21 protein-coding genes are annotated in these 26,078 nt (G+C 70.1%); 11 read left to right on the forward strand and 10 right to left on the reverse strand.

What is annotated here, in order from left to right:
- Window positions 1–65 precede the first annotated feature (65 nt).
- The 6 genes from mmsB to ACIREI_RS31380 form a co-directional block, all read right to left on the reverse strand.
- A complete protein-coding gene (gene mmsB, locus ACIREI_RS31355) occupies window positions 66–1,310 on the reverse strand; it encodes a multiple monosaccharide ABC transporter permease (protein ID WP_403339873.1) in 1,245 nt (414 codons plus the stop codon).
- On the reverse strand, window positions 1,307–2,857 hold the full coding sequence (mmsA, locus tag ACIREI_RS31360) for a multiple monosaccharide ABC transporter ATP-binding protein (RefSeq protein WP_403339876.1): 1,551 nt from the start codon (window positions 2,855–2,857) through the stop codon (window positions 1,307–1,309). The genes mmsB and mmsA overlap by 4 nt, the downstream gene beginning before the upstream one ends.
- Before the next feature lie 32 nt (window positions 2,858–2,889).
- A complete protein-coding gene (gene chvE, locus ACIREI_RS31365) occupies window positions 2,890–4,002 on the reverse strand; it encodes a multiple monosaccharide ABC transporter substrate-binding protein (RefSeq protein WP_403339878.1) in 1,113 nt (370 codons plus the stop codon).
- Window positions 4,003–4,139: 137 nt separating this feature from the next.
- Window positions 4,140–5,108, reverse strand: a complete 969-nt coding sequence (locus ACIREI_RS31370) for a hypothetical protein (protein WP_403339880.1) — start codon at window positions 5,106–5,108, stop codon at window positions 4,140–4,142.
- 122 nt (window positions 5,109–5,230) lie between these two features.
- A complete protein-coding gene (locus ACIREI_RS31375) occupies window positions 5,231–6,235 on the reverse strand; it encodes a zinc-binding dehydrogenase (RefSeq protein ID WP_403339883.1) in 1,005 nt (334 codons plus the stop codon).
- Window positions 6,236–6,266: 31 nt separating this feature from the next.
- Window positions 6,267–7,430, reverse strand: coding sequence for a mandelate racemase/muconate lactonizing enzyme family protein (locus tag ACIREI_RS31380; RefSeq protein WP_403339885.1), 1,164 nt, complete (start codon window positions 7,428–7,430; stop codon window positions 6,267–6,269).
- Window positions 7,431–8,186: 756 nt separating this feature from the next.
- Between ACIREI_RS31380 and ACIREI_RS31385 the strand changes: the two genes are divergently transcribed.
- From ACIREI_RS31385 to ACIREI_RS31415, 7 genes are all read left to right on the forward strand, one after another.
- Complete coding sequence (locus tag ACIREI_RS31385) at window positions 8,187–9,227, forward strand: LacI family DNA-binding transcriptional regulator (RefSeq protein WP_403339888.1); 1,041 nt, start codon at window positions 8,187–8,189, stop codon at window positions 9,225–9,227.
- A 160-nt stretch (window positions 9,228–9,387) separates the two neighbouring features.
- Window positions 9,388–10,386 (forward strand): ABC transporter substrate-binding protein, encoded by a 999-nt coding sequence (locus ACIREI_RS31390; RefSeq protein ID WP_403339891.1) that lies wholly within the window; start codon window positions 9,388–9,390, stop codon window positions 10,384–10,386.
- 152 nt (window positions 10,387–10,538) lie between these two features.
- The gene (locus ACIREI_RS31395; protein ID WP_403339893.1) at window positions 10,539–12,077 is read left to right on the forward strand and encodes a sugar ABC transporter ATP-binding protein; all 1,539 of its coding nucleotides are present in this window, start codon (window positions 10,539–10,541) and stop codon (window positions 12,075–12,077) included.
- An 11-nt stretch (window positions 12,078–12,088) separates the two neighbouring features.
- Window positions 12,089–13,183: an ABC transporter permease gene (locus ACIREI_RS31400; protein WP_403340051.1), complete on the forward strand. Its 1,095-nt coding sequence runs from the start codon at window positions 12,089–12,091 to the stop codon at window positions 13,181–13,183.
- Window positions 13,180–14,211: a galactofuranose ABC transporter, permease protein YjfF gene (yjfF, locus tag ACIREI_RS31405; RefSeq protein WP_403339895.1), complete on the forward strand. Its 1,032-nt coding sequence runs from the start codon at window positions 13,180–13,182 to the stop codon at window positions 14,209–14,211. The genes ACIREI_RS31400 and yjfF overlap by 4 nt, the downstream gene beginning before the upstream one ends.
- A gap of 208 nt (window positions 14,212–14,419) precedes the next feature.
- Complete coding sequence (locus ACIREI_RS31410) at window positions 14,420–15,439, forward strand: hypothetical protein (protein ID WP_403339898.1); 1,020 nt, start codon at window positions 14,420–14,422, stop codon at window positions 15,437–15,439.
- Window positions 15,440–15,602: 163 nt separating this feature from the next.
- Window positions 15,603–16,865, forward strand: coding sequence for a hypothetical protein (locus tag ACIREI_RS31415; RefSeq protein ID WP_403339901.1), 1,263 nt, complete (start codon window positions 15,603–15,605; stop codon window positions 16,863–16,865).
- 87 nt (window positions 16,866–16,952) lie between these two features.
- Here ACIREI_RS31415 and ACIREI_RS31420 read toward each other — a convergent pair whose 3' ends face one another.
- The gene (locus ACIREI_RS31420) at window positions 16,953–17,396 is read right to left on the reverse strand and encodes a MarR family winged helix-turn-helix transcriptional regulator (RefSeq protein WP_403339903.1); all 444 of its coding nucleotides are present in this window, start codon (window positions 17,394–17,396) and stop codon (window positions 16,953–16,955) included.
- A gap of 89 nt (window positions 17,397–17,485) precedes the next feature.
- Between ACIREI_RS31420 and ACIREI_RS31425 the strand changes: the two genes are divergently transcribed.
- Complete coding sequence (locus ACIREI_RS31425) at window positions 17,486–18,484, forward strand: NADP-dependent oxidoreductase (RefSeq protein WP_403339906.1); 999 nt, start codon at window positions 17,486–17,488, stop codon at window positions 18,482–18,484.
- A 131-nt stretch (window positions 18,485–18,615) separates the two neighbouring features.
- Complete coding sequence (locus tag ACIREI_RS31430; RefSeq protein WP_403339909.1) at window positions 18,616–19,035, forward strand: organic hydroperoxide resistance protein; 420 nt, start codon at window positions 18,616–18,618, stop codon at window positions 19,033–19,035.
- Between the two features lie 100 nt (window positions 19,036–19,135).
- On the opposite strand, the gene ACIREI_RS31435 is transcribed toward ACIREI_RS31430, so the two are convergent.
- Window positions 19,136–20,287 (reverse strand): serine hydrolase domain-containing protein, encoded by a 1,152-nt coding sequence (locus ACIREI_RS31435; protein WP_403339911.1) that lies wholly within the window; start codon window positions 20,285–20,287, stop codon window positions 19,136–19,138.
- Entirely contained in the window at window positions 20,284–22,857 is a 2,574-nt protein-coding gene (locus tag ACIREI_RS31440; RefSeq protein ID WP_403339914.1) for a M14 family zinc carboxypeptidase, read from the reverse strand. Before ACIREI_RS31440 ends, ACIREI_RS31435 begins: the two co-directional genes overlap by 4 nt.
- Window positions 22,858–23,027: 170 nt before the next feature.
- Here ACIREI_RS31440 and ACIREI_RS31445 point away from each other — a divergent pair, with 170 nt between their 5' ends.
- Together ACIREI_RS31445 and ACIREI_RS31450 are read left to right on the forward strand one after the other, a co-directional pair.
- Complete coding sequence (locus ACIREI_RS31445; RefSeq protein ID WP_403339917.1) at window positions 23,028–23,891, forward strand: hypothetical protein; 864 nt, start codon at window positions 23,028–23,030, stop codon at window positions 23,889–23,891.
- A 70-nt stretch (window positions 23,892–23,961) separates the two neighbouring features.
- A complete protein-coding gene (locus tag ACIREI_RS31450; protein WP_403339920.1) occupies window positions 23,962–24,756 on the forward strand; it encodes an EI24 domain-containing protein in 795 nt (264 codons plus the stop codon).
- On the opposite strand, the gene ACIREI_RS31455 is transcribed toward ACIREI_RS31450, so the two are convergent.
- The gene (locus ACIREI_RS31455; protein ID WP_403339923.1) at window positions 24,746–26,011 is read right to left on the reverse strand and encodes a pyroglutamyl peptidase; all 1,266 of its coding nucleotides are present in this window, start codon (window positions 26,009–26,011) and stop codon (window positions 24,746–24,748) included. The two genes, ACIREI_RS31450 and ACIREI_RS31455, sit on opposite strands and share 11 nt — an antisense overlap.
- Window positions 26,012–26,078 lie beyond the last annotated feature (67 nt).

Genomic DNA, 26,078 nt, shown 5'->3' on the forward strand with positions numbered 1-26,078 from the left:
GCTTGTTGCCTCCGTTGCTGAAAAGAACAGGGCCCCGCCTTCCGGCGGGGCCCTTCGGTGCAAACCTACGAACCGACCTTGCGCTTGTTCCACACGTCGAACCCGACCGCCGCCAGCAGCACCAGGCCCTTGATGACCTGCTGCCAGTCGGTGCCGATGCCGACGAGGTTCATGCCGTTGTTCAGCACACCGAGGACCAGGCCACCGATGATCGCGCCGAGGACGGTGCCGACACCGCCGCTCATCGACGCGCCGCCGATGAACGAGGCCGCGATCGCCTCCAGCTCGAAGTTGAGGCCGGCCTTGGGGGAGGCCGCGTTGAAGCGGGCGGCGAAGACCAGACCCGCCAGGGCCGCGAGCATGCCCATGTTCACGAAGATCAGGAAGGTGACCTTCTTGTCCTTCACACCCGACAGCTTGGCCGCGGGCAGGTTGCCGCCGATGGCGTAGATGTGGCGGCCGATGATCGCGTTGCGCATGACGTAGCCGAAGCCGACGAGCAGCACGCCCAGGATGAGCAGCACGATCGGGGCGCCCTTGTAGCTGGCCAGCAGCATCGTCAGCGTGAGGATGGCGGCGCCGAGCGCGACCAGCTTCAGCAGGAACAGGTTGAAGGGCGGGACGTCGAGGTGGAACTCCTGCTGGCGGCGGCGGTCACGGAACTCCTGGAAGACCACGAACGCGATCATGCCGAAGCCGAGCAGCAGTGTGAGGTTGTGGTAGTTCGTGTTCGGACCGACCTCCGGCAGGAAGCCGTTGGCGACCTTCTGCAGGCCCTCCGGGAACGGGCCGAGGGTCTGGCCCTCGAGGAAGATCTCGGTCAGACCGCGGAAGATCAGCATGCCCGCGAGGGTCACGATGAAGGATGGTATGCCGCCGTATGCGATGAAGAAGCCTTGGACCGCGCCCGCGATCGCGCCCACCGCCAGGCACAGAATCACGGCGACCGGCCATGGCAGATCGTTCTTGACCATGAACACGGCTGCCATCGAGCCGATGAACGCCGTCAGCGAACCGACCGACAGGTCGATGTGGCCCGCGATGATCACCAGCATCATGCCCATCGCGAGGATGAGGATGTAGCTGTTCTGCAGCACCAGGTTGGAGACGTTGCGCGGCAGCAGCAGGTCGCCGTCGGTCCACACGGCGAACAGCACCACGATCAGGCCGAGGGCGATCAGCATGCCGTACTGCCGCATGTTGCGGCGCATGCCGTCCATCACCAGCTGGAGCAGACCGTCGCCCGCGGCCCCTCCGCTCTTGCCCGGCGGCGCGGGGGCCGGGGTCTTGGCGGTCACATCCGTGCTCATCGGGATACCTCTTTGTCCTTTGTCATCTGACGCATCAGCGATTCCTGCGAGGCCTCGGCCCGCGAGAACTCACCGGTCAGCCGCCCCGCGGCCATCGTGTAGATGCGGTCACACATGCCGAGCAGTTCCGGCAGCTCGGACGAGATGAAGACGACCGCCTTGCCCTGGGCGGCCAGCTGGTCGATGACCGTGTAGATCTCGTACTTGGCGCCGACGTCGATGCCGCGCGTCGGCTCGTCCAGGATCAGCACGTCCGGACCCGCGAAGATCCACTTGCTGAGGACGACTTTCTGCTGGTTGCCGCCGGACAGCTTGCCCACCGGTTCGAAGACGGTCGGCGCCTTGATGTTCATGGACTTGCGGAAGCCCTCGGCGACCTGCCGCTCCTCGTGCTCGTCGACCACGCCCCGCTTGGCGACCTTGCCCAGCGCGCTGAGCGAGATGTTGCGGTTGATGGTGTCGATGAGGTTGAGGCCGTAGTGCTTGCGGTCCTCGGTGACGTACGCGATGCCGTGCTTGACCGCCTCGGGGACGGTCTTCGTACGGATCTCCTTGCCGTCCTTGAGGACCGTGCCCTGCGCGTAACGGCCGTAGGTCCGCCCGAAGACGCTCATCGCGAGCTCGGTGCGGCCGGCGCCCATCAGGCCCGCGATGCCGACGATCTCGCCGCGCCGCACGGACAGGGACACATCGTCGACGACCTTGCGCTGCTGGTCGATCGGGTGGTGCACGGTCCAGTTGCGGATCTCCAGCGCGGGGGCCGAGCCCTTCTCCGGCTCGTGCGGGGTGCGGTCCGGGAACCGGTTCTCCAGGTCCCGGCCGACCATCCCGCTGATGATCCGGTCCTCGGTGGTCTCCGGCGCCTTCACATCGAGCGTCTCGATGGTCTTGCCGTCGCGGAGGATCGTCACCGAGTCGGCGACCTTGCGGATCTCGTTGAGCTTGTGGGAGATGATGATCGAGGTGATGCCCTGCTTCTTCAACTCCAGGATGAGATCCAGGAGTTTGCCGCTGTCCTCGTCGTTCAGGGCCGCGGTCGGCTCATCCAGGATGAGCAGCTTCACCTTCTTCGACAGCGCCTTCGCGATCTCCACCAGCTGCTGCTTGCCCACGCCGATGTCGGCGACGCGGGTGTCCGGGTGGTCACTGAGCCCGACCCGGCGCAGCAACTCGGTGCCGTGCCGCAGGGTCTCCCGCCAGTCGATGAACCCGCCCTTGGCGTGCTCGTTGCCGAGGAAGATGTTCTCCGCGAGGGAGAGGAACGGCGACAGCGCCAGTTCCTGGTGGATGATGACGATGCCGCGGTGCTCGCTCGCCCGGATGTCCTTGAACTCGCAGACTTCGCCCTCGAAGAGGATGTCCCCCTCGTAGGTGCCGTGCGGGTGGACGCCGGAGAGGACCTTCATCAGGGTCGACTTACCGGCGCCGTTCTCCCCACAGATGGCGTGGACCTCGCCCTGCTGGACGGTCAGCGTGACGTCCGACAGCGCCTTGACGCCGGGAAAGGTCTTGACGATCGAGCGCATTTCCAGGACGGGTCCCGCCATGGTCGTGCCTTCCAATCAGAGTGTGCCGGCGGTTACTTGAGGTCGCTTTCCTTGATGTAGCCGGAGTCGACGACCTCCTTCTGGTAGTTGGCCTTGTCGACGCTGACCGGCGTGAGCAGGTAGGCGGGGACGACCTTGGAGCCGTTGTCGTAGGTCTTGGTGTCGTTGACCTCGGGCTTCTTGCCGTTGAGCGCCGCGTCGACCATGTTCGAGGCCACCTTGGCGAGTTCACGGGTGTCCTTGTACACGGTCATCGACTGCTCGTCGGCGATGATCGACTTCACCGAGGCGACCTCGGCGTCCTGACCGGTGACGATCGGCCACGGCTTGCTCTTGGAGCCGTAGTCGTCCGACCGCAGCGCCGAGAGGATGCCGATGGAGATGCCGTCGTACGGCGAGAGGACCGCGTCGACACGCTCGCTCTTGTAGGCCGAGGTCAGGATTTCGTCCATGCGGTTCTGGGCCTTGCCGCCGTCCCAGCGCAGGGTGGTGACCTGGTTCAGCGCGGTCTGGCCGGAGCGGACGACGAGCTGCTTCTTGTCGATGTAGGGCTGCAGGACGGTCATCGCCCCGCCGAAGAAGTAGCGGGTGTTGTTGTCGTCGTTGGAGCCGGCGAACAGCTCGATGTTGAAGGGGCCCTTCTTGGAGCCGTCCTTCAGGCCGAGCTTCTCGACGATGTAGTTGGCCTGGAGCTCGCCGACCTTCTCGTTGTCGAACGACGCGTAGTAGTCGACGTTCGGCGTACCGAGGATCAGGCGGTCGTAGGAGATGACCGGGATGTTCGCGTCCTTGGCCTGCTGGAGCACGTTGTTCATCGACTTGTTGTCGATGGCCGCGACGATCAGCGCCTTCACGCCCTGCGTGATGAGGTTCTCGATCTGCGAGACCTGCTGGTCCGGGTCGTCCTCGCCGTAGACCAGCGTGGTCTTGTAGCCCTTGGACTCCAGGTCCGCGACGACGTTCTTGCCGTCGGCGATCCAGCGCTCGGAGGACTTGGTCGGCATCGAGATGCCGATGGTCCCGCCCTTGGCGTCCCCGGCCTCCTCCTTGCTGCCGCCCTCACCGCTCTGGCCACAGGCGGACAGGGTGAGGGCCAGGGAGGCGGCTCCGGCTATGGCGGCGATTGCGGCTCGGCGAGTGCGCATGATCATCATCCTTGATGTCTTGAAGGCCTGGAACGTTCTGGCGGGGACGGCACTTCATGAGCCGAAAGGACGCCAGAGGAGATGTGGGGGATTCTGTGTGACTGCGTCGTCTTCTGTGAAGACAGTTGGCCGGTTCGTTATGAGGGATTTCCGAACCGCTTCAGGTCACCCGGCAGCCGCGAGCCGAGCGGCGCCATGTCGCCGTCCGCTCCGTGTCGTGCGAGGAGGTCCAGAGCCAGCCGGCCGCGCCGTACACGTTCCTTGGCCGTGGACAGCGTGAGGTCCCGCATGTGGTTCCCGTAGGGGTAGATCCCGGGGGCCTTCGACAGGCCGAACTTCAGGTAGAGCGGTGCGCCGCGCCGGATCAGCTCGGCGACCTCGTACATCCGGATGTAGCCGCCGAGGTCGTCGGGGGCCTCGATGTACATGTCCATGGGGGCGGCGGAGACCCGCCGGATCTCGGTGAGGTGATCCAGTGTCAGATCGCTGGGCACGTTGATCGAGTCGCCGCCCAGGTTCTCGTACACGGCGTACGAGGTCGGGTTGACCGGGCCGATCAGCGCCGACACCTTGAGGGTCGTGTCGGCCGGCAGGATCCCGGCGACGCGGGCCCGGTGCAGCGTCCACAGCACACCCTCATCGGCGACGAGCAGGCACTTCACGCCCAGCTCGGTCGCGCGTACGGCGTCCTCCACGCAGCCGGCGACCGCGTCGTGGCCGCGGGCCCTGAGGCCGGCGCCCTTGGAGTCGGTACGGGTGGAGCCGCCGATGTCCCAGGTGCCGCGCGGGCCGGTGAACAGGCAGAGCTCGATGTCACGTTCGGCCGTGGCCTCCACCATCTCGGTGATCTCGGCGTCGGTGAGCATCCAGATGCCGCTGCCCTGGCTGATCCGGTGGATCGGCACATCGAGGCGCGAGGACTCCTTGAGGACCACGGCGAGCGCCTCGGGCCCCTCGACGGAGGGCACCTCGGTGCGCCAGCGGCCACCGCCGGGGAAGGAGTGCGGGGAGGCGTCGGAAGGGTCGAGGGCGGGCGCGCCCAGGCCGAGCGAGGCAAGGGCCTGTTCGCCGGGTCGGCGCGGGGCCGGGGCGGTGGTGTCGGTCACTGGCTGTCCTTCACGTTCGATATTTCGGACGAGGTTCGCGGTTCTGGGTGCAACAAGATTGTGGATGTACGCCGGTACGGGGTCGTCAGGTACCCCGTACCGGCGTACGGCTCAGGGGGCGGTCATGGCCGCAGCAGGACCTTTCCGACCGTCGGGTCGCCGGACCCCACCAGCTCGATGGCCTGCGTGAACTGCTCCAGCGGCAGCTCGTGCGTGACCAGCGGCAGCGGATCGAGGAGCCCGGCCCCGAAGACCCGCACCGTGTGCGCCCAGGCGTCCGGCGCCGCGCCGAACACGGTGTGCACCTCCAGCTGGCGTACGACGAGGTCCGTCGGGTCGAGCCCGTCCGCGCCCGGCGCCGGGATCCCCGTCAGGACCAGCCGCCCGCCCCGCCGCAGCAGTGCGGCGGCGGTGCGCGCCGCGTCCGCGGACCCGGCGGTCTCGATGACGACGTCGAAGTCGCCGGGGAGCTCCTGGTCCTTGGTCCGGAAGTCCGTGGCGCCGAACCGCTTGGACAGCTCGGCCCGGTCCGGGCGGGTGCCCACGACGAGCAGCTCGGCCGGGGAGGCGGCCTTCAGGAACTGAACGGCGAACATGCCCAGCGTTCCGGTGCCCACGACCGCGACCCGCTCACCGGGAACGGCCCTCGCCTTGAGCGCGGCGGCCGCGATGCACGCGGCCGGCTCCAGCAGTGCCGCAGCCGTCAGATCCGCGTCGTCCGGGAGGACGTGCAGCAGACGGGCGGGGAGTGTCAGCGTGGTGGCCATCGCGCCCGGCTGGGTGAAGCCGGTCTCCTCGTACCCCGCGGTGCACAGCGTGGTCTCGCCCGCGTGACAGCGGTCGCACACCTGGCAGTTGCGGAAGCCTTCGCCGACCACCTTGCGGCCTACGAGACGTGAGGGAACGCCGTCCCCGACCGCGGTCACCGTCCCGGACCACTCGTGGCCCGGGGTGAGGGGGTAACGGACGTACCCCTCGGGCCGGTTGCCCTGGAAGACCTCGCGGTCGCTGCCGCAGATCCCGGAGGCGTGCACCCGGACCAGGGCCTCGCCGGCCTCCGGCTGCCGAGGCTCGTGCGGCACCAGCCGGTGCTCGCCCGGAGCCTCGATCACCACGGCGGCGCTCACCGCAGCCCCCTGGAGCCGGACCGGCGGGTGCTCACTTGTTCCCCTTGGGCTTGCGCTGCTCCCAGCCCTCGGCCCACAGGTCGAAGCGAGCCTGCTGCTGCGGGAACTCCGCCGCCGCGTCCACGTCCAGCTCGACACCGAGACCGGGCTCGTGGGACAGGTGGAAGCAGCCGTCCTCGGGGTTCACCTGGGGGGCGCCCTTGATGACCTTCTTGATCTCCGCGTCCGCGAAGTCGTTGAAGTGCTCGAGGATCTTGAAGTTGGGTGCGGTGAAGCCGACCTGGAGCGAGGCGGCGGTCAGCACCGGCCCGCCCACGTTGTGCGGCGCGACCAGCATGTAGTGGGTCTCGGCGGTGGCGGCGAGCTTGCGGGTCTCCCAGATGCCGCCGATGTGGCCGACGTCGGGCTGGATGATGTCCACGGCCTGGCTCTCGAAGAGCTCGCGGAACTCGATGCGGTCGTGAATGCGCTCACCCGTGGCGACCGGCATGTCGACCTTGGCGGCGACCTTCTCCAGCGCCTTCAGGTTCTCCGGCGGCACCGGCTCCTCCAGCCACGCGGGCTTGAAGGGGGCCAGGTCCTTGGCGAGGCGGACGGCGGTGGAGGGCGAGAACCGGCCGTGCATCTCCAGCATCAGCTCGGCGTCCGGCCCGATCGCGTCGCGCACGGCCTCGATCAGCGAGACGGCGTACAGGCTCTCCTGGTGGTCCAGCTCGAAGTGGCCGGTGCCGAAGGGGTCGATCTTGAGCGCCCGGTACCCGCGCTCCATGACGCCCCGCGCCGCCTTGTGGTAGGCCTCGGGAGTGCGCTCCGTGGTGTACCAGCCGTTGGCGTACGCCTTGACCTTGTCGGTGACCTTGCCGCCGAGCAGCTGCCAGACGGGGACGCCGAGGGCCTTGCCCTTGATGTCCCAGCACGCCATCTCGATCACGGCGATGCCGGACATCACGATCTCGCCGGCCCGGCCGTAGTCGCCGTACTTCATCCGGCGGGCCAGATCCTCGACAGCGAAGGGGTCCGACCCGAGAATGTGATTGGTCTTCGCCTCGTGCAGATAGCCGAGCAGCGCGTCGGTGTGGCCCAGCATGCGGGTCTCGCCGACTCCGGTGAGTCCCTCGTCGGTGTGCACCTGCACGTAGGTCAGGTTCCGCCACGGCGTCCCTACCACGTGTGTGCTGATTCCCGTGATGCGCACGATTCTCCCTGTCCCCTTCGAGTCCGACTGTTCGAAATCTCGTAAGACGTTCGAAATTCTGGTCGCGACAGTAGGGACGACCCGGTCGGAGTGTCAATGGGGCGAACGGGTAGCGGTTTCGGACCGGCGGCGGAAATGGTGACAAATGGGTACAAATATCCGGTGCTCGGAGCTCGAAAAGTGGCTCTCATTGTGCGCGTGATGACCCGGATGTTGGTCCCGTCCATGGCGGACAGCAGGCTGTTCCGGCGGGGCGGGCGGCCCTCGCGGGGCGGGTGTCGGCGATCGTTTTCCGGCCATGGAGGCGTGGTCCGGGCAGTGGTCCGTTCCTGCGGTCCTGTCCGTCGGGACGCGGTCCTGGTGGGTGAATCGGCCCTTGCGGCGCCCCGGTTCAGGGCGGCGGGGCGGCCTGCGTCAACGTGTTCGGGCCAAGGGGGTGCTCCCGGCCGGGGTGCGCGTCGGAACGCGCCACCTCCGTGACGCTCGGCGACCGGCGCGTTATTCAACCGTGATGACGGACCTGGCGCAGCCCTCTTGACCGCCATGAATTGTTAGCGCTCACAATGACGTCCGCGCTCACCAGTCGTCGCCCCGCGGCATCCAAGGAGGTACGAGCGTCGTGCCCGAAGTGCGCCAACTCGCCTTGCCGCCCCATGTCCTGGGGCGTTCCGGAACCCCGGCGTGAAGCCGGCCGAGCGGATTCGTCCGCCCACGGCACAGGTCTTATCGGCAGACGACCACCAAGGAGGTGCGGCCGTGACCCACTCGCAGTTGCGGCCGCCCACCATGGCCGACGTGGCACGCCTGGCCGGTGTGTCCCACCAGACCGTCTCCCGCGTACTGGACGATCACCCCAATGTGCGGGACGCGACCCGGGCCAAGGTGCTGCGCGCGATCGAGGAGATGGGCTACCGCCGCAACTTCTCCGCACGGGCACTCGCCACCCGGCGCACCCGGACCCTCGGTGTGGTCGCCTCCAGCACCACGCTCTACGGGCCGGCCAGCACCCTGTTCGCGTTGGAGGAGGCGGCGCGTGCCCAGGGGTATCTCGTCTCCACGGTCAGTCTGCGTGAGCTGACGGTCGAGACCCTCGCCGAGGCGCTGAACCGGCTCAGTGAGGGCGGGGTGGAGGGGGTGATCGCCCTCGCCCCGCAGCGCTCGGCCGTCCAGGCCCTCGCCGAACTCCGCCACCCCTTCCCGGTGGTGGCCGTGGGCACCGGGTCCGGTGCCGAGATCCCCAGCGTCAACGTCGACCAGAATCTGGGCGCCCGGCTGGCCACCGGTCATCTGCTGGCCGCCGGTCACCGCAAGGTCTGGCACCTGGCCGGACCCGAGTCCTGGCAGGAGGCGCTGGACCGCACCGTCGGCTGGCGGGAGACCCTCGAAGAGGCCGGTGTCGAACCGCCGATGCCGCTGCGCGGGGACTGGAGTCCGCTGTCGGGTTACCGGGCCGGTCAGGAACTGGCGGGCTGGGTGGGCCGGGGCCTGACCGCCGTCTTCGTCGCCAACGACCAGATGGCGCTGGGGGTGTTGCGGGCCCTGCGTGAGGCGGGGGTGCGCACCCCCCAGGACGTCGCGGTGGTCGGCTTCGACGACATCCCGGAGTCGGAGTTCTTCGCCCCGCCCCTCACCACCGTCCGGCAGGACTTCTCGACGGTGGGCCAGCGGAGCATCGCCCTGCTGCTGGACCTCATCGAGGGCCGGACCTCGTCCGGGACGTCCACGGTCGAACCCCAACTCGTCGTTCGTGCCAGTACGTTCCCGTACACCCCTCAGTCGGGGACGGCGCCCGGCTGACGCTCCACCGACGCCTCGGCGTCGCTCGATCCACCTCAGTATGCCCGATATTTCGAACAATGATCGACAGGCTGGACGCGCCGCGGCCGGCCGGTCTCACCGAGTGACCACCGAGTCCCAGGGGCCCATCCCCGGACCGGCTCTTCAAAGGAGAAGGCACATGCTCAACAGACGGAACTTCCTCACCGCGGCGGTCGGCGTGGCGGCTGCGGGCACCCTGGCGGCCTGCGCCAAGGAGGACGGCGACACCTCCGGCTCCTCCGGCGGCAGCAAGACGATCACCCTCGGCTTCTCCCAGGTCGGCTCCGAGAGCGGCTGGCGCACCGCCAACACCGACTCGGTGAAGTCGGCCGCCAAGGAGGCGGGCTACAACCTCAAGTTCTCCGACGCGCAGCAGAAGCAGGAGAACCAGATCTCCGCGATCCGCAGCTACATCGCGCAGAAGGTCGACGTCATCGCCTTCTCCCCGGTCGTCGTCACCGGCTGGGACGCCATCCTCAACGAGGCCAAGGCCGCGAAGATCCCGGTCATCCTGACCGACCGGTCCGTGGAGAGCGACGAGTCCCTGTTCGTCACCCTGGTCGGCTCCGACTTCACGGACGAGGGCCGGCGCGCCGCCAAGATCCTGGAGAAGGTCCTGGAGAAGGCCGGCCACAAGGGCGACGTGAAGATCGCCCAGCTGGAGGGCACCACCGGTGCCGCCCCCGCGATCGAGCGCGCCAAGGGCTTCAAGGAGGTCATGGACGCCGATCACGCGGACGACTGGAAGATCGTCGTCAGCCAGACCGGTGACTTCACCCGCGCCGGCGGCAAGCAGGTCATGGCGGCCTTCCTGCAGTCCAACCCGGACATCGACGTGCTGTTCGCGCACAACGACGACATGGGTATCGGCGCCATCCAGGCCATCGAGGCGGCCGGCAAGAAGCCCGGCAAGGACATCCTGATCGTCACGGTCGACGGCGTGAAGGACGGCTTCGTCGCGATGTCCGAAGGCAAGATCAACGCGATCGTCGAGTGCAACCCGCTGCTCGGCCCCCAGCTGATGGAGGTCGTGAAGAAGGTCCACGCGGGCGAGACGGTCGAGCGCTGGATCAAGACCAAGGAGAGCGACTTCATGCAGGACCAGGCCAAGGACGCGCTCCCCACCCGCAAGTACTGACCACCGCACCAACCGGCAGGAGCCTCTGGCCGGCCTTAGCCCGGTCGGCCAGGCCCTGTGGGCCTGCGGCAGCTCGATACGGGGCGCAATCACCCCACACGGACTGAGTTCCCCCACCGGGTAAAGCCGGTGGGTCCCTCACTAGGAGAGGTATGGCAGAGCCGAGGCCCGTTCTGGAAATGACGGGCATAGTCAAGGAGTTTCCGGGGGTACGGGCTCTGTCGGGCGTCGACTTCCGGCTCTTCCCCGGCGAGATCCACGCCCTCATGGGCGAGAACGGCGCGGGGAAGTCCACGCTGATCAAGGTGCTGACCGGGGTTCACTCCCTGGACGGCGGCACCGTCACCCTCGACGGCAAGACCGTGCACATCGGCAGCCCGCTGCAGGCGCAGCACGCCGGCATCAGCACCGTCTACCAGGAGGTCAACCTCTGCCCCAACCTCTCGGTGGCGGAGAACATCTTCATCGGACGTGAACCCACGCGCGCCGGCCGCATCCAGTGGAAGCGGATGCGCAAGGAGGCCGCGGAGATGGTCGACCGCCTCGGCCTCGACATCGACGTGACCGCACCCCTGTCCTCGTACCCGTTGGCCGTGCAGCAACTGGTCGCGATCGTACGGTCGGTGGGCCACGGCGACAGCGACGGCGAGGGCTCCGGCACCAAGGTGCTCGTCCTGGACGAGCCCACGTCCAGCCTCGACCGCGACGAGGTCCTCGAACTCTTCCGCCTGATGCGGCGGCTGCGGGACGAGGGCGTCGCGATCCTCTTCGTGTCGCACTTCCTCGACCAGATCTACGAGATCTGCGACCGCATGACCGTGCTGCGCAACGGCACCCTGGTCGGCGAGCACATGGTCCGCGACCTCGACCAGGTCGCGCTGATCGAGCTGATGATCGGCAAGGCCCTGGACCAGCTGGAGGAGCTGCACGAGCACCAGCTGCGCTCCGATGTCGGCGAGACCCTGGTCGAGGCCGAGGGGCTGGGCCGCACCGGCGGCATCGCCCCCTTCGACCTGGAGATCAAGAAGGGCGAGGTGATCGGCCTCGCCGGACTGCTGGGCTCGGGCCGCACCGAACTGGCCCGGCTGCTCTTCGGCGCCGACCAGCCCGACAGCGGCAAGGTGACCATCGGCGGCAAGCGGGTCTCGATGAGCGCCCCGAACGACGCCATCGGCGCCGGAGTCGCGTTCTGCTCGGAGAACCGCAAGACCGAGGGGCTCGTCCCCGATCTGACGGTGCGGGAGAACATCATCCTCGCCCTCCAGGCGGCGCGCGGCTGGGCCCGGCCCATCCCGGTCGCCCAGCGCGACGAACTCGTCGCCAAGTACATCAAGGCCCTGGACATCCGCCCCGCCAACCCCGAGGCCAGGGTCGGCCAGTTGAGCGGCGGCAACCAGCAGAAGGTGCTGCTCGCCCGCTGGCTGATCACCCAGCCGCAGCTGCTGATCCTCGACGAGCCCACGCGCGGCATCGACGTCGGTGCCAAGGCCGAGATCCAGAAGCTCGTGGTGTCCCTCTCCGAGGACGGCATGGCCGTGCTCTACATCGCGGCCGAGCTGGAGGAGGTCCTCCGCCTCAGCCACACCATCGGCGTGCTGCGAGACCGCAAGCTGGTCGCGCGACTCACCAACGGGCCGGAGATCACCACCAGCAAGATCCTGGAGACCATCGCGAGCGGAGAACACGCATGAGCACCCCGTCCATGGCCGCGACTTCCCGCTGGCGAGCGCTGACGCACCACCACCTGTTCTGGCCGGTCGCGGTCCTGGTAGCCCTGCTGCTCGTCAACGTCCCCTTCACCCCCGACTTCTTCGCGATCAGGATGACGGACGGCCACCTCTACGGCAGCCTCGTCTCGATCGTGCTCTTCGGCTCGCCCCTGATCCTGGTGGCGGTCGGCATGACCCTGGTCATCGCCACCGGCGGCATCGACCTGTCGGTGGGTGCCGTGGTCGCCATCACCGGCGCCCTGACCTGCTCGTACATCAGTGACCAGGCCGACCAGAACGCCCTGGCCGGAGTTTTCCTGGCGATGGGCATAGGCCTGGTGGCGGCCGTCGTCTGCGGTCTGTGGAACGGCTTCCTGGTCGCCCGGATGGGCATCCAGCCGATCATCGCGACCCTGATCATCATGGTCGCCGGACGCGGTGTCGCCCAGCTGATCACCGACGGCCAGATCATCACCATCAACAGCGAGCCGTACAAGCTGATCGGCGGCGGCTACTGGCTGACCCTGCCCTTCTCCATCTTCGTGGTGGCCGTGGTCGTGGCCGTCACGGTGGCCCTGACCCGCCGTACGGCGCTCGGCCTGCTCGTGGAGTCGGTCGGCGGCAACGCCGAGGCCAGCCGCCTGGTCGGCATCCGGTCCCGGCGCATCAAGATCATGGTGTACATGTTCTGCGCCCTGTGCGCGGGCATCGCGGGCCTGATGATCAGCTCCAACACCTCGGCCGCGGACGGCAACAACGCCGGCCTGTGGATCGAGCTGGACGCGATCCTCGCCGTCGTCATCGGCGGCACCTCGCTGCTCGGCGGCCGGTTCTCGATCGGCGGCACGGTGGTCGGCGCCCTCGTGATCCAGACCCTGACCACCACGATCTACACCATCGGCGTGCCCACCCAGACCAACCTGGTCTTCAAGGCCGTCGTCGTCATCATCGTCTGCCTGCTGCAGTCCCCGAAGTTCCGGGCCAAGGTCTTCGGCGCCAAGGGCCCCAAGGGGCTGCGCCGGGCCGCCGCCCCGGCTCCGGCCGCTCCCGCCGCCGACGCCGCCCCGAAGATGGAGGTGTCGCGATGAGTGCGACCACCAAGACCCCCACGGCGCCGACAGGCCGTACGGCGTCCCAGGCGTCCGCGGTCACCCGCCTGCTCGGCGACCGGCGGCTGCCCGTCCTGGTCACGGCCGCCCTGTTCCTCGCGATGTACATCACCGGTCTCAGCCGGTACCAGAACTACGGGTTCGGCGAACCGCAGGTCTTCCTCAACCTGTTCATCGACAACGGTTATCTGCTGGTCGCCGCCGTCGGCGCCACCTTCGTCATCATGTCCGGCGGAATCGACCTGTCCGTGGGCTCGCTGATCGGCTTCACCACCATGTTCACGGCATGGCTGGTGGAGCGCCAGGGCCTGCCGCTGCTGCTGGTCATCCCGATCGCCCTGAGCGTGGGCGCGTTCGGCGGCTTCCTCATGGGCTATGTGATCCACAACTTCGAGATCCAGCCGTTCATCGTGACCCTCGCCGGCCTCTTCCTCTTCCGGGGCCTGTGCCTGGTCATCAGCAAGGAGTCCATCTCCATCAGCGACTCCATGGTGAGCAGCATGGCCCAGACACGCGTGTCGTTGGGGCTGGGGGAGCTGTCGATCGGCGCCATCGTGGCCCTGGTCGTCCTCGCCGCCGCCTTCTACATACTCCATTACACGCGCTTCGGCCGCCGGGTGTACGCCATCGGCGGCAACGAGCAGTCCGCGCTGCTGATGGGGCTCCCCCTGGGCGGCACGAAGATCGCCGTGTACACGATGAGCGGCTTCTGCTCTGCGCTGGCCGGCCTGTTGTTCATGCTGTACATCCAGTCCGGCGACCCGCTGCACGCCGTCGGCATGGAACTCGACGCGATCGCCGCGGTCGTCATCGGCGGCACGCTGCTGACGGGCGGCTCCGGTTACGTCCTGGGCACCCTGTTCGGTGTCCTCGTGCTGGGCCTGATCAAGAGCATCATCCAGTTCGAGGGCACGCTCAGCTCCTGGTGGACGAAGATCGCCACCGGTGTGCTGCTCTGCGCGTTCATCCTGATCCAGCGGGCGATGACGACCCGTAAGCAGACCTGACCGGAAGGGCGCTGCGCACCGACGCGGTCCGTCACACGCCTGCCGTGTGACGGACCGCTCGGCGTTTTTCGGAACCCGGCGCCGGAGGGATCGCGGCGAATGGTCGGGCTTGACCTCAACTGAGTAATCCGGAAAGACCAGTTCCGCACACAATCTTCACGGGAGGCTCTAGGAACGATCCCTGTGCGGAACCTAGTCTTCCCGCGTCATGGACTACTGCCACCCGTGCCGACGGCACCTGAACGGCGCCCTCGCCTGCCCCGGGTGCGGCGCCACGGTCGAACAGCTACGCGTGCACGCGGGCGCGGGTGACGTGTATCCGCAGATGTCACCCATGGCCCAGCAGATACCGGCTCAGACGGCCGTACAGGGGGCTGCTCAGGCGGTGGGCGGGCCGGTGGGGCCCATGGGAGCCGGGGGCTCGTACGGCGGCGGGTACGAGGGCCAGTACGGCGGTGGCGAGTACGGGGGTGCCGGGTACGGCGGTGGCGCGTACGGGGGCGACCAGTACGGCGGTGGCGAGTACCGGGACGATTACGCGCCCCAGGACGGCGCGTACCGGGACGACCAAGGCCACGACCACGGTCACCACGACGGCCAGGGTGGCGCGTACCCGGACGGCCGCGACGGCCGCGACGCCTACGACGACGAGCCGGAGCACGACGACGACCGCGACGACCCGGACGACCTGGACGACGACGAGGAGTCCGCGGGCGGTGTGAGCCGTCGCGATCGCAAGGCCGCCGCGCACCGCCGCCGCCGTCGCCGGGCCCTGCTGATCGCCGCCGGGTTCGTCCTGGCCGCCGGGGGTCTGAGCCTCGCGGAACTCGGCATGGACGCCCCGGGCTCGAGCCCGAAGCCTGCGGCGGCCGGGGACGAGTCCGCGGAGGGCGCGGCGGCGGGGGAGGTGTCCGCGTCCCCCGACGCGACGGACGGCACGACGGGGGCGGACGGGAAGAGCTCACCGTCACCGGATCCCTCGACGTCGCCCTCGGCCTCGAAGTCGCCGAAGGACGAGGACAAGAAGAAGGACGAGGACAAGACCTCCGACAAGGCCACACAGTCGGCGGCGACGGGCGGCGACGGCTCCGGCACGTCCACCTCGGACCCCGCCCCGACGTCCGACCCGGCGACCCAGGCGCCGACGGAGGAACCGACCGCGTCGGACCCGACCCCGGACCCGTCGCCGTCGGAGACGTGCAACCGGTTCCTGTGGTGGTGCACGTGAACCGTCCCGCTCGGCGGTGCGTGTAGAGCGTTCACATTCGCAACTTCGGTCGGCCTCGGGGCACGCCACGCAGGACCCGTATGGACCTGCCCGGCGTGCCCTTCGCGTGCTGCGCGGACGCAATGGAGGGGAGGGAGGGGCCCCTGGACGAGCTGGAGTCCGCATGAGTGCCGCGCGCAGGCCCTCCGCGCCCGGGCGGATCGCCCGGGCCACGGCTTCCGCGGTGCTGATCGTGGTCACCTGCGTCCTCGTGCCCGTCGTACTGCTCACGGTGTGGGTCCACGACATCGCGCTCGACACCGACCGGTACGTGTACACGGTCGCCCCGCTGGCCACCGAGCCGGCCGTCCAGGACGCGGCCGTCGACCGGATCTCCGAGGCCGTGGACGTCCGCATCGACGGCGACCGGGCCGCCGCGGAACTCGCCGACTGGCTGCGCTCCCAGGGCCTGCCGCCCCGGGCCACCGCGGCCGTCCGGGGGCTCGGGCCGCAGATCGACTCGGCCGTGCACGGCGCGGTGACGAAGGTCGTCCGACGGATCGTGCACAGCGACGCCTTCGCCACCACCTGGAAGAATGCCAACGAACAGGCCCACCACGCCGTCGTGCACGCCCTCACCGGAGAGGGCCGGGGTGCCGTGGGGGTCGCGGACGGCACGGTGACCCTCGATGTGGGCACGCTCGTCGAGCAGGTGAAGCGGGAGCTCGTCGCCGAAGGGCTGTCGCCCGCGGGCCACATCCCCCGGGTCGACAAACAGCTGGTGCTGTTCCAGTCCGAGGAGCTGGAGAAGATCCGCGACGGCGCTCACCTGCTGGACGTGGCCGGCTACTGGCTGCCCGTCCTCACCGTGGTGACCGGCGCGGCCGGGGTGCTGCTGGCCCGCAGCCGGCGGCGCGCGCTGGCCCGTACCGGACTGGGCGCCGCCTTCGCCGCCCTGGTGGCGGTCATCGCCCTGGTCGTCGCGCGCCGCTACTACCTGGACCATCTCCCGGCCGCCGTGCAGTCGGACGCGGCCGCGGCGGCCGTCTTCGACACGCTGCTGCGCTTCCCGCGGGCCGCCCTGCGCACGACGATCGTGCTCGGGATCCTGGTCGCGCTCGGCGCCTGTCTGATCGGCCCCGGGCGACTGCCGGTGGCGATCCGCCGCGCCTCGGACCGCACCGCGGACTCCGTCGCGGCCTGGGCGTACGGGCACGAGATCCGGGCCGGACGGGTCGGCGTGTGGGCGCAGACCTACCGCCGGTCGATCGCCCTGTCCGCTCTGGTGGTCCTGGCCTTCTTCTTCGCGCTGTGGAACGAACCCACCGCGCTCACGATCCTGCTGCTCGCGCTCGTCCTGCTCGCCGTCCTGGCGCTCCTGGCGCTGCTCGCGGCGGCCGGACGCGCCGAGAGCCCGACGCCCGCCCGTGACGAGGTCCAGCCGTGACGGCGCTCACCCGTGACGAGGTCCAGCAGTGACGCGGCCCCTCCCTGACGAGGCCCACCCGCACCAGGGCGCCCCGGCAACCGCGGCCTAGACGTCCACGCCCAGCATCCGCCGCAGCAGATCCCGCAGCGCCAGCCGCTCCTCCTCGGAGAGCCCCGCGAGCGGCTCCCGCGCGAACCGCAGTGACTCCCGCAGGCTGCGGGCCACCCGTCGGCCCTCGTCCGTCGCCGCCGCCAGCTTCACGCGCCGGTCCGCCGGGTCCGGGCGGCGCTCCACCAGGCCCCGGGACTCCAGCCGGTCCACGATGCCGGTCACGTTCGACGGCTCGCACCGCAGCCGCTGGGCCAGCTTCCGCATCGGCAGCGGTTCGAGGGACAGCAGGCTCAGCAGCCGGGCCTGCGCGCCGGTGAGGGCGTGCTCGGCGGCGGCCTCGTCGTACTCCTCGTGGTAGCGGGCCACGACCGCGCCGATGAGGTCGACGACTTCGAGGGTCAGCTCATCGGGGCGGCGGGTCCTGGGTGCAGTGGCCATGCTCTCAGGGTACCCGGTTACTTGACATCCTGAAATATTCAGGAGCATGGTTGTTTCAGGTACTGAAGTAAACCGGAAAGGCGCCCCCCATGATCAACCGCGAATGGCACCTCCTCTCCCGCCCCGTCGGCTGGCCCAAGGCCGAGGACTTCGCCCTGGTCGAGGCCGAGATGCCGACGCCCGGCGAGGGGCAGGTGCTCGTCCGGAACAAGTACCTCTCCGTGGACCCGTACATGCGCGGCCGGATGAGTGCCGCCAAGTCCTATGTCGCCCCCTTCGAGCTGGGCAAGGTCATGCAGGGCGGCGCGGTCGGCGAGGTGGTGGCCTCCAACGCCGAGGGGATCGCCGTCGGTGATCACCTCCTGCACTTCTTCGGCTGGCGCGAGTTCGCGGCCGTGGACGCGAAGAACGCCGTCAAGGTCGACCCGGACGCCGCGCCCCTGTCCACGTACCTCGGCGTCCTCGGCATGACCGGCCTCACCGCCTACGCCGGCCTGCTGCGCACCGCGTCCTTCAAGGAGGGCGACGTCGTCTTCGTCTCCGGCGCGGCCGGTGCCGTCGGCGGTCAGGTCGGCCAGATCGCGAAGCTCAAGGGCGCCTCCCGGGTCATCGGCTCGGCCGGGTCCGACGAGAAGGTCAAGCTGCTGGTCGAGGAGTACGGCTTCGACGCCGCGTTCAACTACAAGAACGGCTCGGTGAGCGAGCAGCTGCGCGAGGCCGCCCCGGACGGTATCGACGTCTACTTCGACAACGTCGGCGGCGACCACCTGGAGGCCGCCATCGGACGGCTCAACACGCACGGCCGGATCGCCATCTGCGGCATGATCTCGGTCTACAACAACACCGAGCCCGCCCCCGGCCCGAAGAACCTCGCCCGCCTCATCGCGACCCGCGGCCGCATGGAGGGCCTCCTCGTCGGCGACCACTACGACCTCCAGCCGCAGTTCGTCCAGGAGGTCGGCCCCTGGGTCGCGTCCGGGCAGCTCAAGTACCGCGAGACGGTCGTCGAGGGCATCGGGAACAACCTGGAGGCGTTCCTCGGGGTCCTGCGCGGCGACAACACCGGGAAGATGATCGTCAAGCTCTGACTGCGCCTGACGGCCCGACGGCCCGACGACCTCCGGGTCTGGTGCTGGATTTCCGGCATGCGGTAACTTCTTTCCGAATTCCGTCGCGATCGTGGGCGCGAGTCGCGGCGGACCGAGGAGGAAGACACCGCATGTCCATCCAGCAGTCCGACGTCCTGTACACCGCCGTCGCCACCGCCCACAACGGCCGCGACGGCCGGGTCGCCACCGACGATGGCAGGCTCGACGTCGTCGTGAACCCGCCCAAGGAGATGGGCGGCAGCGGCGCCGGCACCAACCCGGAGCAGCTGTTCGCGGCCGGCTACAGCGCCTGCTTCCAGGGCGCCCTGGGCGTCGTCGCCCGCCAGGAGCAGGCCGACATCTCCGGCTCGACCGTCACCGCGAAGGTCGGCATCGGCAAGAACGACGACGGCTTCGGGATCATCGTCGAGATCTCCGCCGAGATCCCGAACGTCGACGTGGAGACCGCCAAGGGGCTCCTCGAGAAGGCCCACCAGGTCTGCCCGTACTCGAAGGCGACCCACGGCAACATCACCGTGACGCTGGTCTGAGCCGTGACGCCGGTCTGACACGGTTCGTTGCCACGGCGGAGGCCGCACCCCTGGACGTGGGGTGCGGCCTCTGTCGCGCACGGTGGCCGTGCGCGATGTCTCAGCTCGCCAAGGCCGCCGAGTGAACGGCCCGCACGAACCGCTCGTTCTCCGGCGCCGCCCCGCCCGGAAACGCGCACCGACGCCGGGTGTAGCCGTACGCCAGCCCACTGCGCGGGTCCGCGAACGCCTGCGAACCCCCCGCCCCGCTGTGGCCGAAGGCCCCCGCGCCCAGGAACGGGTACCACGTGTCGGAGACCGCCTGGAAGCCGAGCCCGAAGGACTTGTGCGTCCGGGCCACCAGGTCGTACCCGGTCGAATGGATCTGGCCGACCTCGGCGACGGTGTCCGGCTTCAGCAGCGGCGGCCGCCCGTCGACCTCGCTGATCGCCGCCGCGTACATCCCGGCGAGCCCGCGCGCGGCCGCCACCCCGCCCGCCGACGCGGGCCCCTTGGCGCGCACCGTACGGGAGTTGGCGTGGTCCACCAGCTCGCCCGGGTCCGGCACATGCGTGTTGAAGGCGATCGAGGCCAGGGTGTGCGGCCCTCTCGGCACCGAGTCCAGCACCGCCTGCTGCTCCGGCGTCGGGGCCATCGGCCGCACGGAGCGGTAGCGGGGCTCCAGCTCCTCGGGGAGTCCGAGGTGGAAGTCCAGGCCGTACGGCGCCCGCACCCGCTCCTCGTACACCTCCTGGAGCGAACGGCCCGTGGCCCGCCGTACCACCTCACCGGCGAGCGCGCCGATGACGAGCGCGTGATAGCCGAAGGCCGTGCCGGGGCGCCAGAACGGCCGCTGGTCCGCGAGCCGTTCGGCGATGGCGGCATCGTCGGCCAGCTCGTCCCTGGTGAACCCGGCGTCCAGCCCGATCAGCCCCGCACGGTGCGCGAGCAGATCGCGCAGCGTCAGTCCGCCCTTGCCCTCGGCCCCGAACTCCGGCCAGTAGTACGTCACCTTGCGGTCCAGCTCCAGCGTGCCGTCCTGCACGAGAAGCGCGACCACGAGGTGAGCGGCGCCCTTGGTCGACGAGAACACGCCGTAGAGGGAGTCGGCCTCACAGCCGTCACCCACCCACAGGTCGACCACCCGGCGGCCTCGCACATGGGCGCACAACTGCCCCTCGTAGTCGGGCAGTTCCCCCGCCACGAACGCCGCGAACTCCTCGCGCACCCCCTCGAAGCCGTCCGCGACGGTCCCGTGGATCTCCTGCGTCATCCGCTCTCCTCACCTGAGCCGCTTGCCTGTGCCATGGCGAACAACGCCCGTCCGACCTGGGCGAATTCCCCCTTCGGATGATCGCGGAAGAGCGGCTCGGTGCCGAACAGCACGGCCCGCGGGCCGCTGATCACCGAGGCCTGCCCCGCCGCGTCCGCGGGCCCGCCCGAGCCGTCCTCCGAAGGCCGCCAGTGCCCGGAGACGAGCGGGTTCCCGGTCGCGTACGCCTGCTCGACGCGCACCTGCGGCCCGAGGTCGGTGAACCACACGGGCGCGTACACGAAGCCGTACTCCGGAGCGCCATCCATCAGGGCGCCGCCCGAATTCACGACGCGCACCACGCCGTTGGCGTTTCCGTTGCCCTCGACCGGCTTCGCCGCCAGCAGCCCGGCCGACGAGCTGAGCGCGGCCCCCGTGGCACCCCGGCCGACGAGACCGTGCCCGTCGAGGAAGGCGTCCAGGGCCGCACGGGCGTCCGCGTCCAGGTCGTCGCGGTCGAGCCCCGCCGACACGAACAGCACATCCACCGCCGACCAGTCGAACCCGGCGTTCAGCACAGCCGTCGAGACCGGCGTGACCTCGAAGCCCATCTCCCGCAGCGCGAACAGCTCACCCGCGGTCACGGCCGCGGCGACGCGGGTGCGGTGCAGCGGGGCGGTGCCGGTGACCTTCGTCGCGTGGAAGGCGACGCCGTACGCGCGGGCGGCCTCAGCGGCCTGCCGGCGCGCCGAGCCCGGCACGATCGCGCTGCCGTCGGCGGCGCGGCGGACCTCGACGCCCTGCCGCAGCAGGGAGTTGAGCGCGGCGACCTCGCTCGGGTCGACGAGCCCCAGCCGCAGATCGCCGCGCGGGGCGACGTACGCGACGGAGGCCGTCGCACGGACCGGGCGCAGGAGGCCGTCGTACGGCATGCGCGGCAGGGTCTCCACCGCCGCGCCCCACAGCCGGCCGAGGCTCCAGCCGGAGATGTCGTACATCACCGAGACCTTGTCGCTGATGTCCCGCCCGTCCGCGAGCAGCGCGTTCGCGAGGCCGCGCTTGGGCTGGTGCATGTCGACGACGTACGAGCCCGGGGCGTACGTCCGGCCGCCCAGCCGGAAGGAGCGGGTGGCGCGGGTGACCCGTACGTCGTTGGCGAGGAGGTGGTCGACGAGGCGGGCGGCGGCGGTTCCGGCGGCCGGGATGACGTACGCGCGCGGGAAGGTGGTCGTGTAGACGTCCTCGGGGCCGATGCCGGGGACGCCCGGGACGGTCTCGGGTGACACCGGCACCTGCGCGGCGCCCGCGGCTCCCCGCCGGAAGACCTCGATCTGGTCGGCGACGAGCGAGGCGCGCTTGGACCGCACGAAGTCGAGGGTGGCGCGCAGGGCGGCCCCGGCGACGTCGACGTTGATCGCGGACCGGCGGCGCAGCTCGGCGACCGGCAGGGTGTTGTAGTCGGCGTTGTTCACCCGCATCGGGATCTCCACCGTGTGCGCGGCGACCGTGCCGTGGAAGGCCGCGTACTGCGGGGTGAAGATCGGCGGCCAGTCGTCCCAGCCCTCCTCCTGGTCACGGAAGGGGATCTGGGCCGGTTGCACACCGTCCTCGGCGGGCGTGTAGCCGAGGCCGTTGACGGCGGACTCCATACGGAGGGCGTTGGCGTAGGTGTTCTTCAGGAACAGGTCGTACTCGTAGTTCTCGCCGTGCGGGGGAGTGGTGGGCTCGATGAGGGTGCCGTTGACGTAGCCGTGCAGGTCGAGCATGACGGCCGGCTGCTTGGCGGTCATGATCTGCCGCATCGCCCGCACCTCGGGCTGCGAGGCGGTGACGAAGTCCCGGTTCATGTCGAAGCCGTTCGCGTTGGCGCGGGTTCCGGCGATACGGCCGTCCGGGTTGGCGGTGATGTTGAAGTACAGGCGGCTGTGGGCGAGCAGGTCGCGCGTGTCCGCGTCCTTGGCGGTGGCGAGCCGCTCGATGAGCCTCAGGGAGGCGTCCGTGCCCTCCCACTCGTTGCCGTGGATGTTGTTGTTGAAGAAGACGGGGGTCTTGTAGGTCCGCTTGATCTCGGGGGACTTGGCGGCGACGGCGGGTACGTTCTCGATGAGCTCCCGCATCCGCGCCTGGGCCCGGGTCTGACGGGCGGTCTCCGGGGCGGTGACGGTGACGAGATAGAGCCGGTGCCCGCCGGCCGAGCGGCCCGCGACCTCGACGCTCACCCGGTCGCCGAGGGCCTGCAGGGCGTTCAGCTCGGGCGCGATGGCGTGGTACGGGGTGAGGCCGAGCTTGATGGACTTGTCGGCCGGGTTCTCGGGGCCGGGGGTGAGGACCTGCCGGCGGGGGTAGCCGCGGCTGTCGTCGGCGATGGCCGCCGAGGCCGCTTCGGACGCCGCCTCGGCTGTGCCCAGGGCGCGCTGGGCGGCGCTCGCGGGCGTCCGCGCGGCCTGCCGGTCGAGCGCGGCCTCGCGGTGGACCGGGGGCCGCGGGTCGGCGACCGCCGTGTGCGGGGTGAGGAGCAGGGAGCCCGCCGTGGTGACGGCGAGGGCGATGATCGGAACGGGTCTCGCAGGAACGGTTCTCGTGGTGCGCACGCGTACCTCCTCCGGAACTTCCTGAGATCGGTACGGCGAGATGTACCTGTTCGACTCAACCGCAACAAGAGGGAGTTGGCGTCACGGATGGCCCGGATGGCCCATGCGGGGGCCGCCGGACGGGGCATGCTGAGAGCGCACCGGCGGCGGCAGGAGGCGAGGAGAGGACCATGGCGACGATCCCTTCGCTCCCCAGCAGGGACGACGTACTCCGCATGGCACGCGGCACGACGGACATCACCGGCCAACTCCTGGAGACGGCCGGGAACATCACCCGCATCGCCATCAACACCTTCGACCCCAGGGACGGATCGGGAGCCGAGGCCCTGCGCGTACTGCGGCGGACCACCGCCGAACTGGCCGAGGCAAGCGCCTCACCGCAGGCCCAGGAGGCCTTCTACCGCATCGTCGAGACCCTCACCCGCCTCGGCACCAGCGGAGCGCCCCTCGCGGTCCACCCGGTGAGCGAACCGGCACAGGCCCTGCTGGCCGCGCTGGGCGACAGCCTGCTGCCGGTGCTGGACGCGGTGGAGCCGGCGGTGGAGGAGTTCGCGGCGGCGCTCGGCGAGCTGGTCGAGGCGGCGTCGCCCCTGCTGCCGGCGACGGCCGGCGTGGCCGCGGGCGCCCTGCTCGCCCTGACCCCGCTGCTCCGCTCCACGGCGGAGGTCCTGCGCGAGTCGTCCCCGGAACTCGGCCGTATCGCCGACGCCTTGACGGCCGCACTCACGCCCCTGATCCCGCTCCAGGTGGCCCTGGCCGAGCGTGCGGCCGCCGCCGGCGCGAACGTGGTCCGCGTGACCCTCCCGCCCCTCGCCGACCTCACGGAGGCAGCGGCGGCGACCACGAAGGCGGCGCGTCCGGCGCTGATCGCCGGGGAGGAGCTCCTGGTGACCGGGCTGGAGCGGATACAGCCCCTGCTGCTGGCCGGGGCGTCGCGCGCGGGGCGGGTGGCCCGGGCGGCGGCGGTACGGGTGTCGGCGGCGGTGAGCCCGGCGGCCGAGCAGGGGGTCGTGGTGACGGTGACGCCGGTGTGAGGGGCCGCGGTGACCGGGCGTCGAAACGACCGTGACTGCGGTGTGACACGGCCGGACTAGAGTGCCCTGCATGCGCGATCTTGGGACAGGGTTCCGGTATCTCCTCAAGGGCCAGCGGTGGGTGGCCCGGCACGGCAAGCAGTACGGCTTCGGGCTGATCCCCGGCCTGATCACCCTGGTGCTCTACGCGGCCGCCCTGGTCGCGCTCGCGCTGTGGGGCGCGGACCTCGTGTCCTGGTCGACGCCGTTCGCCGACGACTGGTCGAGCCCCTGGCAGGGCCTCTTCCGCGGCTTCCTCACCGCCGTTCTGTTCGCCCTCGGCCTCCTCCTCTCCGTGGTCACCTTCACCGCGGTCACGCTCCTGATCGGCCAGCCCTTCTACGAGAACCTCTCCGAGAAGGTCGACCGGGACGTCTCCCCCGACGGCACGGCCCCCGAGTCCGGCCTGCCGCTCTGGCGCGAGCTGTGGATCTCGGGCCGCGACAGCCTGCGGATCGTGCTGCGCGCCGCCGTCTGGGGCGTCCTGCTCTTCGCCCTCGGTTTCATCCCGGTCGTCGGCCAGACGGTCGTACCAGTGATCGGTGTCGTCGTCACCGGCTTCTTCCTCACCGAGGAGCTCACGGCGGTCGCCCTCCAGCGCCGCCGCGTCGGACTCCGCGACCGCCTGACCCTGCTCCGCTCCCGCAAGACCCTGGTGTGGGGCTTCGGCACACCCCTGGCCGCGGCCTTCCTGGTGCCGTTCGTCGCGGTGTTCCTGATGCCGGGGGCCGTCGCGGGCGCCACCCTCATGGCGCGGGAGCTGCTGGGCGAGGAGACCCAGGAGGAAGCGGCGCCCGCGCCCGACTCGGAGACCGTCAGCTGGTGACCGGGCTGCCCGCCGCCACCTTCAGGATCGTCCGCACCTGGGCGATGATGTCCAGCCGGTTGTGGACGAACTCGGGGTCGGTCACCGACCCGGTCGCCGGATCCGTGTTGCCCGCCCCGAACTGCAGCACCGGCGTGTGCACATGCCCGCCCGGCAGTACGTCGTGCAGCCCCAGCCGGTCCCGGAGCAGCGTCGCCCGGTAGGCGATCTCGTTGGACAGGTAGTCCCCGCCGCCCCCGGCCCGCGCGGTCGACCCGGGCGTCGGCCCGTCCGGCCGTACGACGGGCTGCGTGCCGTCCGCCGGGATCTCGGTCACGCTCGTGTTGTCGTACACGGGGAAGCGCCCGGTGTCCGCTGCGACGATCTCCTTGTACGGCAGGGTCGTCGTCGTCCACTGCGGCTGCGAGGCCGGGTCGGCGACGGGGATCGTCCCGGACCGGCCGACGTTGTCGTTGTCCCCGAAGCCGCCCCGCCAGGCCCCGTTGGTCCGCTCGATGTCGAACCGCCCGACGCGCCCCTGGCTCACGGTCGTGAACAGGTCGACCTGCTTCAGATACGGCCGCAGCGTCCGCTCCACGGTTCCCTCGGCGAAGTCCCGCCAGCGCACCGGGAACACGGCGGTCTCCACCCGCGCCGGACCGTCCGCGGTCTCGATCACCGTGCCGTCGAGGGCGAGCGCGGTGGCCCCGGACGGGTTGGAGATACGGATGTCCCGGTCGAGGGTGAAGGGGTCGAACCCGGTGACCAGGATCCGCTTCAGCCCCTTGCCGTGCGGATGGCGGATGTCGGTGTGACCGCGCGAGGTCCGCTCCAACACGTCGAGCAGGGCGGCCCGTTGGCTGTCGCTCAACCCGAACCCCGGCTCCCAGGTCCGCACCTCCCGCGTCATCGACAACCGCGCCCAGTACAGCGGCCGATCGTCGTCCCGGCTGAGATCCCCGCCCGCCGGACCACGCCCCTGCGCCCGGTCGACGGCCCGCCGCCACAGCGCCGTCCCCTCGTGCACGACGACGCGCCGGGCCTGCGCGTACGAGCTCGCGGTGCCGAGATCGCGGGCGAACTCCGTTACCGGGGCGTCGAATCCGGAGCGGCGCAGGATCTCCAGGGGGACCGTCCTGTCGAGGCGCTGTTCCTCGACGGTCGGCGCGGGCGCCGCCGCGGTGGCGGCCGCGGTGGCGGTCCCGGCCGTGGAGGCCGAGAGGCCGGTCAGCAGGGCCAGTCCGAGGACGCCGATGCGAACGCGTAGGGAATTCAAGGGAGTTCCGGTCCTTCCGTCACGGTGGGGGAGCGTGCATGGTGTGGGACGCCGGAAGTATCCCGTG

It is taken from the genome of Streptomyces sp. NPDC093591 (assembly GCF_044764885.1).
Classification (GTDB): Bacteria; Actinomycetota; Actinomycetes; order Streptomycetales; family Streptomycetaceae; genus Streptomyces.